We start from the raw sequence: 6,121 nt of genomic DNA, 5'->3' as shown, positions 1-6,121 counted from the left end.
GGTTACATTCCGAACCCGGAAGCTAAGCCTCACAGCGCCGATGGTACTGCAGGGGGGACCCTGTGGGAGAGTAGGACGCCGCCGAACAATTCTTCGAGAGAAGCCCCCGCCGGGTGAACCGTGCGGGGGCTTTTCTGTTGTATGGTCAACGTGCATTGTCGTGATACAGGACAGGAGGCCCCCGGGTGGAGGTCCAGGAGACGCGGGTCCAGACCGATCGCGTCCTCACCATCCCCAACCTGCTGAGCATGGGCCGGCTGGTCGGCGTTCCGCTCTTTCTCTGGCTCATCCTGTGGCCCGCCTTCGGCGGCCCCAAGAACGACGGTTGGGCGCTGCTGATTCTGGCGCTCAGTGGGATCAGCGACTATCTGGACGGAAAGCTCGCCAGGCGGTGGGGGCAGATCAGCCGGGTGGGGCAGCTGCTGGACCCGCTGGCCGACCGGCTCTATGTGCTGTCCACGCTCGTCGGATTGACGTGGCGTGAGTTCCTGCCGTGGTGGGTGACGGCGATTCTGCTGGCCCGGGAAGTCTTTATCGCGTCGCTGCTGCCGATTCTGAACCGGCACGGATACGGGCCGCTGCAGACGAGTTTCCTCGGCAAGGCCGCGACCTTCAATCTGATGTACGCGTTTCCGCTTCTGCTGCTCGGCGGAATTGACAGCTGGATCGCGCGGCCGGCCGAGGTGGTGAGCTGGGCCTTCATCTGGTGGGGGACGACCCTGTACTGGTGGTCGGCGATTCTCTACGCGGTTCAGGCACGGCAGATCATCAAGGCCGGCTCCGCGGGCTCGGCGTCCACAGCCTGAGACGTGATCTGAGAGAAGTCCCACGCCGCCCCGGTGCGTCGGACGGTACCTTCCGGGTAGAGAACCTCTGGAACGGTTTGATGGACCTGCAGGTCCACCACCGCAAAGGAGGACGCACCCGTAATGAAAGCCGTAGTAATGGCAGGGGGCGAGGGAACCCGACTCCGCCCGATGACCTCCAGCATGCCGAAGCCGCTGCTTCCGGTCGCCAATATGCCGATCATGGAGCACGTGCTCCGGTTGCTGAAGCGGCACGGCCTCTCCGACACCGTCGTCACCGTCCAGTTCCTGGCGTCACTCGTCAAGAACTACTTCGGTGACGGGGAGGAACTGGGCATGCACCTCACGTATGCCCATGAGGAGACGCCACTAGGCACTGCGGGGAGTGTCAAGAACGCCGAGGACGCGCTCAAGGACGATTCCTTTCTGGTGATCTCCGGTGACGCGCTGACCGACTTCAATCTCTCCGAACTGATCGACTTTCACCGCAGTAAGAACGCACTGGTCACGGTCTGTCTCACCAGGGTGCCGAATCCCCTGGAGTTCGGAATCACGATCACGGACGAGGAAGGGCGGGTCGAGCGCTTCCTGGAGAAGCCGACCTGGGGTCAGGTCTTCTCCGACACGGTGAACACCGGTATCTATGTGATGGAGCCGGAGGTCTTCGACTACGTCGCGGCCGGTGAGTCCGTCGACTGGTCGAGCGACGTCTTCCCACAGCTGCTGAAGGAGGGCAAGCGGGTCTACGGGTACGTCGCCGAGGGCTACTGGGAGGACGTGGGCACCCACGAGAGTTACGGCAAGGCCCAGGCGGACGTCCTGGAGGGCAAGGTCTCCGTGGAGATCGAAGGCTTCGAGATCTCGCCGGGCGTCTGGGTCGCCGAGGGGGCGGAGGTGGACCCGGAGGCCGTGCTGCGCGGGCCGCTGTACATCGGGGACTACGCCAAGGTCGAGGCCGGCGTGGAGATCCGCGAGCACACGGTGCTCGGCAGCAACGTGGTGGTCAAGCGCGGTGCGTTCCTGCACAAGGCCGTGGTGCACGACAACGTGTACGTCGGGCCGCAGAGCAATCTGCGCGGCTGCGTGGTCGGCAAGAACACCGATGTGATGCGGGCCGCGCGGATCGAGGACGGCGCGGTGATCGGGGACGAGTGCCTGGTCGGCGAGGAGTCGATCATCGGGGCCAACGTCCGGGTCTACCCCTTCAAGACCATCGAGGCCGGCGCCGTCGTCAACACCTCGGTGATCTGGGAGTCGCGTGGCCAGGAGCACCTCTTCGGGGTCCGCGGCGTCTCGGGCATCCTCAACGTCGAGATCACCCCGGAGCTGGCCGTCCGGCTGGCGGGTGCGTACGCGACGACCTTGAAGAAGGGCGCCACCGTCACCATTGCGCGTGACCACTCGCGTGGTGCGCGTGCGCTCAAACGGGCGATGATCTCGGGGCTGCAGACCTCCGCGATCGACGTCCGCGACCTGGAGAACGTGCCGATGCCGGTGGCCCGGCAGCACACGGCGCGGGGGAGCGCCGGCGGGATCTTCCTGCGGACCACCCCCGGAGTGCCGGACTCGCTGGACATCCTCTTCTTCGACGAGCGCGGGGCGGACCTCTCGCAGGCCGGGCAGCGCAAGCTCGACCGGGTCTACGCACGTCAGGAGTACCGCAGGGCGTTCCCGGGTGAGATCGGGGACCTGACCTTCCCGTCGAGTGTGTTCGACTCCTACGCGGGCAACCTGCTGCGGACGGTGGACACCACCGGGGTCCGGGAGGCCGGGCTGAAGGTGGTGGTGGACACCGCGCACGGCAGTGCCGGGCTGGTGCTGCCGAGCATCCTCGGCCGGCTCGGGGTGGAGGCGCTCACCGTCTCCAGCGGGCTGGACGAGGCACGGCCGACCGAGGACGCGGAGACCCGGCGGGCCGGGCTGGCCAGGCTCGGTGAGCTGGTGGCCTCCTCGCGGGCGGCCTTCGGTGTGCGCTTCGACCCGGTGGGTGAGCGGGTCGCGTTCGTCGACGAGCTGGGCCGGGTGATCGACGACGACCGGGCGCTGCTGGTGCTGCTGGACCTGGTCGCGGCGGAGCGGCGGAGCGGGCAGGTGGCGCTGCCGGTGACCACGACCCGGATCGCCGAGCAGGTCGCCGCGTACCACGGCACCCAGGTCATCTGGACCACGACCACGCCGGACGACCTGGCGAAGGCGGCCTCCGCCGAGGGCACGGTGTTCGGCGGGGACGGGCGCGGTGGCTTCGTGGTGCCCGAGTTCAGCGGGGTGCTGGACGGCGCCGCGGCCTTCGTCCGGCTGGTGGGCCTGGTGGCCCGGACCCAGCTCACGCTGAGCCAGATCGACGCGCGGATCCCGCAGGCGCACATCAGGCGCCGGGACATCGCGACGCCGTGGGCGGCGAAGGGCATGGTCATGCGCTCGGTGGTGGAGGCGGCCGGCAGTCGGCGGCTGGACACCACGGACGGGGTCCGGGTGGTCGAAGCGGACGGGCGGTGGACCCTCGTGCTGCCGGACCCGGCCGAGGCGGTCACCCACCTGTGGGCCGAGGGCCCGGACGACGAGGCCACCGACGCGCTGCTGGACGAGTGGGCGGCCGTGGTCGAGGGCGCGGGGCGGTGACCGGCTGAGCGGACGAGTTCCCTGAACCGGCGGGGCGCGCGGATCAGTCCGCGCGCCCCGTTGTCCGTTTTCACATCATTCGGAGGGGTCCGTCACTTTCCGTCGATGTGTGTGGCGTGTGTGCAGCTCAGGGGCCGTGCGCTGGCCCCTCCGCCGACATGGGACGATGGTCCGCATGCCAGCGACGCCGACGCCGAGTGCCCCGAACGGGCGGTACAACCGCCCGGACGCCTCGATGTCCCTGCTGACCAACGTGATGGACCACAGCCTGGACGAGGGGTACGCCGAGGCGGCTGCGGTCCGAGGCGGTGAGCACGACAGCCGGATGCCCCGGACGCTACGCGGGCTGCTGACGCTGGGCGCCGGATTGGCGCTGGTCGGAGCGGTGGTGACGGTCGGCGCGGTGAACGCGCACAAGGCGGAGCCGACGCTGGCCAAGGAGCGGGACGCGCTGATCCACCGGATCAACGACAGCAACGGCTCGGCGGACCGCCTGCAGAAGGAGGTCCAGGACCTGCGGCGCAAGGTCGACGACACCCAGCAGCAGGCGCTGGCCTCCGGAGACGGCGGAGCGGGCGGACTGACCGGCGAGGTGGGGCTGGGCGAGGTCACCGGGCCCGGGGTGAAGCTGGTCCTGGAGGACGCCGCCGGGACGGGTGGCGGGGGCAACGTCGACCCGCGGGCCGGACAGGGCTTCTCCAACAGTGGCCGGCTGCGCGACCGGGACCTGCAACTCGTGGTGAACGGTCTGTGGGGATCCGGGGCGGAAGCCGTCTCGATCAACGGGCAGCGGCTGACCGCCCTGTCCGCGATCCGGGCCGCCGGTGAGGCGGTGCTGGTGGACAACCGGCCGCTCGTCCCGCCGTACAACCTTCAGGCGATCGGGGACGGGCCGAAGCTGCTCGGCGCCTTCGAGCGGGACATGGCCGGGCAGTACCTGCGGTTGCTGCAGGAGAAGTACGGCATCAAGTCGACGCTCTCCGCGCAGAAGAGCCTGACGCTGCCGGCGGCGGTCGGCGTGACGCTGCGGACCGCCCAGCCCGTCACGCCCGAGCCCTCGCCCACGGCGAGCCCGTCGGCGGGCTCGCCGGCCGGACCGGGCGGGACTCCGTCAGGCGGCCCGGGAACCTCGGAGAGCCCCGCCGCGTCCGTTTCACCGTCGGCGACCAGCGGTGGTCAGCCCGCGAAGCGGCGGCCGTCCGGCGGATCCACCAAGACCACCACAGGGACAGGAGCAGCTAGACCGTGATTGCCGTACTGGGTCTCGTGATCGGGGTGGTCGTCGGACTCTTCGTCCAACCCGAGGTGCCCGACGCCGTCGTGCCCTACCTGCCGATCGCGGTGGTGGCGGCGCTGGACGCGGTGTTCGGTGGCGTCCGGGCGATGCTGGACGGGATCTTCAACGACAAGGTCTTCATCGTCTCGTTCCTGTCGAACGTGGTGGTCGCGGCCCTGATCGTCTTCCTGGGTGACCAGCTCGGCGTCGGTTCGCAGCTGTCGACGGGTGTGGTCGTCGTCCTCGGCATCCGCATCTTCTCCAACGCGGCGGCGATCCGGCGCCATGTCTTCCGTGCCTGAGCCGGGCCGCGAGGCGGCGGAGAAGGAAGAGGAGAAGAGGGCGGAGGCGCCTGCGGTCGAGGAAGCCGCGGCGGAGCCGGTGGCGAAGGAGCCCGAGGGGGCCGGAAGAGCCGCTGAGGGTGCCGAGGGTGCGGCGGAGCCGGAGAAGTCTGACGCTGAGGGCGAGCTCGAGGCCGGGGCGGTGGAGCCGGAGCCGTCGGTCCGGCTGACGAAGGTGCTCGCGTCCGAGAGCGAGCCCCAGCCGGGGCGGGAGCCGGAGGCGGAGGCCGTCGAGGCCGAGGCCGAGGAGCCGGCGGAACCGGCCGGGCCGGAGGCCGCCGAGGAGCCGCCCGGCGCGGACCGCGACACCGGTCGGCGGCGGTTGAAGGCGGCGCTCTGGCCACCGCGGCTGTCGCGCGGGCAGCTGGTGGTGGCGCTGCTGCTGTTCTCGCTCGGCCTGGGGCTGGCGATCCAGGTGCGTTCGACCAACGACCACCACAACCAGCTGCGCGGGGCCCGGCAGGAGGACCTGGTGCGGATCCTCGACGAACTGGACAGCCGTCAGCAGCGTCTCCAGCAGGAGAAGGCCGAGCTCGAGCAGTCCCTGGGCAAGTTGGAGAACAGCTCCAACCAGGCCAAGGAGGCCCAGGAGCAGACCAGGAAGAAGATGACGGAACTGGGTGTGCTGGCCGGTACGGTCAAAGCCACAGGTCCGGGCATCGTACTCACGGTCGATGATCCCCAAGGGCAGGTGAAGGCGGATATGCTGCTGGACACCCTGCAGGAACTTCGAGCGGCGGGGGCGGAGGCGATTCAGATCAACGATGTGCGCGTGGTGGTCAACACCTACTTCACCGACCTGTCGGGCGGTGGGGTGCAGATCGACGGGAAGAAGGTCTCGCAGCCCTATCGGTTCACCGTCGTAGGGAACCCGCAGGACCTGACGCCCGCACTGAACATCCCGGGGGGCGTCGTCCGCACCCTGGAGAGCCACCAGGCGCGGGCGACGATCACCCAGCAGCAGAAGGTGGTCGTCGACGCCCTCGTCGATCTGAAGACGCCGCAGTACGCCAAGCCGGCTTCGAAGTGACGGGGCGCACGTCGAACGGCCCGTCACGGGCGGGCGCCACCCGGTGCGG

The 6,121-nt window shown here is 69.4% G+C and carries 5 protein-coding genes and 1 rRNA gene; all 6 read left to right on the top strand.

The features are described from left to right. Window positions 1-87 (top strand): 5S ribosomal RNA (rrf, locus tag ACZ3YL_RS29130); the annotation flags it as partial. A gap of 98 nt (window positions 88-185) precedes the next feature. Next, window positions 186-806 (top strand): CDP-alcohol phosphatidyltransferase family protein, encoded by a 621-nt coding sequence (locus tag ACZ3YL_RS29125; protein WP_188302503.1) that lies wholly within the window; start codon window positions 186-188, stop codon window positions 804-806. Between the two features lie 123 nt (window positions 807-929). Beyond that, window positions 930-3,425 (top strand): mannose-1-phosphate guanyltransferase, encoded by a 2,496-nt coding sequence (locus ACZ3YL_RS29120; RefSeq protein WP_188302502.1) that lies wholly within the window; start codon window positions 930-932, stop codon window positions 3,423-3,425. 175 nt (window positions 3,426-3,600) lie between these two features. Next, window positions 3,601-4,674, top strand: a complete 1,074-nt coding sequence (locus tag ACZ3YL_RS29115; protein ID WP_465660369.1) for a DUF881 domain-containing protein — start codon at window positions 3,601-3,603, stop codon at window positions 4,672-4,674. After that, the gene (locus ACZ3YL_RS29110; protein WP_030062488.1) at window positions 4,671-5,003 is read left to right on the top strand and encodes a small basic family protein; all 333 of its coding nucleotides are present in this window, start codon (window positions 4,671-4,673) and stop codon (window positions 5,001-5,003) included. Before ACZ3YL_RS29115 ends, ACZ3YL_RS29110 begins: the two co-directional genes overlap by 4 nt. Beyond that, window positions 4,996-6,072, top strand: coding sequence for a DUF881 domain-containing protein (locus ACZ3YL_RS29105; protein ID WP_465660368.1), 1,077 nt, complete (start codon window positions 4,996-4,998; stop codon window positions 6,070-6,072). The genes ACZ3YL_RS29110 and ACZ3YL_RS29105 overlap by 8 nt, the downstream gene beginning before the upstream one ends. Window positions 6,073-6,121 lie beyond the last annotated feature (49 nt).

Source organism: Kitasatospora sp. NPDC023176 (assembly GCF_055560495.1).
This window is presented reverse-complemented; position numbering and strand designations above follow the sequence as displayed.